We start from the raw sequence: 2,265 nt of genomic DNA, 5'->3' as shown, positions 1-2,265 counted from the left end.
CGGGAGGAGCATACCCGTAATTCAGTGGCTCGCTGCGGCAGACAGCTGCAGTTTCTGCTTGGCACCGAGCGCCAGGGCTTTCAGGATCAGCGCGCAGGATGTGGCGCCGGCATCAACGACGCCGAGCGAGCGAGCACCCAGGCGGCTGGCCCGTCCGATCCTTGCCACAAGGTCCTTCGTGCCATCGCGGCCCTTTTCGGCCGCGACAACCAGGGCATCCAGCGCTTCCGGGAATGGCTTTCCATCGGCGTTGGCGTTGTCGAAGGCGTCTATCGCCGGGACGAGCGTATCGAGAAGCGTCTTGTCGCCAACCTTGGCCGACCCGATGGCCTGGATGCCGCCGAGACCATTGGTGAGCATGGTGCTGAAAGTCTTCGCATCGATCGACGATGACTTTTCGATGGTTTCGGCGAATTGCGTGAACATGACGCCATAGAGCGGACCCATGGAACCACCGATTTCGGTCATCAGCACGGTGCCCAGCGTATCGAAGGCCGTGGCCAGCGACATGTCGTTGCCCCTGATCCTCTCCGCGGCCATGCCGAAGCCCTTAGCCATGTTGACGCCGTGGTCGCCGTCACCGATCTTGCCGTCAATCTCGCTCAGATAGGCCCGGTTTTCGATGATCCGGTCGGCCACTGAAAGAACGATGTCGCCAGCGGAAGCGTTGTCAAAGTGCTGCATTCGTCCGTCTCCTAGAACCTTGCGGGACAATCGACATCCACATCCAGCAGCCCTTTCAATTCGGGGTCGAGCGCCATGATCGTGAGTGTGGCGCCGACCATCTCCAGCGAGGTGAAATAGTTGCCGATATAGGTCTGGCGGATGCTCAGCCCGCGTCCGGTGATCTCCTGTTCGATCGTGTCGTTGAGGATGTAGAGCTCGTTTACCGGCGTTGCACCGAGGCCGGACACGAGGACCGCGACTTCCGTTCCGGCTGCGAGATCATGATCGTCGAGGACGATCTTGACCATCTCCCGCGCGATCTCGGCCGCGGGCTGCAGCGGTTCGACCCGCACACCCGGTTCACCGTGATGACCGATGCCGACCTCCATCGTGCCCGGCTCGATCGAGAAGTTGGGGTGCCCCACGGCGGGCAGCGTACAAGGGCCAAGGCCAACACCAATCGAGCGGCAGTTGTCGATCGCCCTTTGCGCCACTGCCTGCACGTCCGCGAGATCGGCACCTTCCGCGGCCTTGGCGCCGGCGCACTTCCACATGAATATCTCGCCGGCAACGCCTCGCCGCCTGTCCCGCTCGTCCGGTCCCGCCGAACACACATCGTCGTTGGCAACGACGGTTGCGATCTCGATGCCTTCCTTGGCGGCGAGCTTGATGGCCATCTTCACATTCATGTTGTCGCCGGCGTAGTTGCCATAGAGGCAGACGACACCCTTGCCGCCATCCGCCTCCCGCGCGGCGTCGAAGAAGCTCTTTGCAGTCGGTGACGAAAACAGCTCGCCGACCGCGACCGCATCCAGCATGTTGCGTCCTGTGTAGCCGATGAAGGCGGGCTCGTGGCCGGAGCCGCCGCCGGTGATCACACCGACCTTACCGCTGACTGGCGCATGACGGGCGACGATGACACGGGGATTGACGCCAAGTCTGACGATATCGGCATGTGCCTTGACGAAGCCCTTAACCGTATCCTCGACGACCTCGTCTGGATTGTTGATAAACCGCTGCATTGTTGCTCCAATCTTGCGCCGCTCAGATTATGGTGTAGCCGCCGTCGACCAGAAGGTCGGCGCCGTTGATCATGTCCGCGCCGTTCGATGCCAGGAACACCGCCGCCGCGGCGATTTCCTCCGGGAAGGCAAAGCGGCCGGTCGGAATGCGCTTCTTCAGCGCCTCGCCGCGCGGCCCGTCCCAGGCCTTTCTGCCAAGGTCGGTCAGCACCACTGTCGGCGAAATCGTATTGACCGTGATGCCGTGCTTGCCCCATTCGGCGGCAAGCGTCTTGGACAGGCCGATGACACCGAATTTGGAAGCGCAGTAGGCGACGTGCTGGTCGATCGCGACGGTGCCGGCCTGCGACGCCATGTTGATGATCTTGCCGCCTTTGCCGGCCTTGATCAGGACGCGTCCTGCGGCCTGGGACACAAGGAAGGTTCCCTTGAGATTGATGGCGATGGTCTTTTCCCAGGCATCGAGGCTGAGCTCTTCGGCGGGAGCAAGCATAACGACGCCGGCGCTGTTGACGACGATGTCTATGTAACCGAAAGCGGCTTGCGCCGCGGCAAACACGGCCTCCACGGATTGCGG

At 62.3% G+C, this 2,265-nt stretch carries 3 protein-coding genes; all 3 read right to left on the bottom strand.

Going from position 1 to position 2,265, the window contains the following annotated elements; genetic code table 11:
* Nucleotides 1–21 precede the first annotated feature (21 nt).
* Entirely contained in the window at nucleotides 22–684 is a 663-nt protein-coding gene (dhaL, locus tag EOD15_RS33045; protein WP_127318344.1) for a dihydroxyacetone kinase subunit DhaL, read from the bottom strand.
* Between the two features lie 11 nt (nucleotides 685–695).
* A complete protein-coding gene (locus tag EOD15_RS33040; RefSeq protein ID WP_127318346.1) occupies nucleotides 696–1,688 on the bottom strand; it encodes a dihydroxyacetone kinase subunit DhaK in 993 nt (330 codons plus the stop codon).
* A gap of 22 nt (nucleotides 1,689–1,710) precedes the next feature.
* The coding region (locus EOD15_RS33035) for a GolD/DthD family dehydrogenase (RefSeq protein WP_127409231.1) at nucleotides 1,711–2,265 on the bottom strand (555 nt) is incomplete at its 5' end.

Origin of the sequence: Mesorhizobium sp. M7A.T.Ca.US.000.02.2.1 (genome assembly GCF_003996995.1) — a bacterium.
In the GTDB taxonomy this organism is placed as follows: domain Bacteria; phylum Pseudomonadota; class Alphaproteobacteria; order Rhizobiales; family Rhizobiaceae; genus Mesorhizobium.
This window is presented reverse-complemented; position numbering and strand designations above follow the sequence as displayed.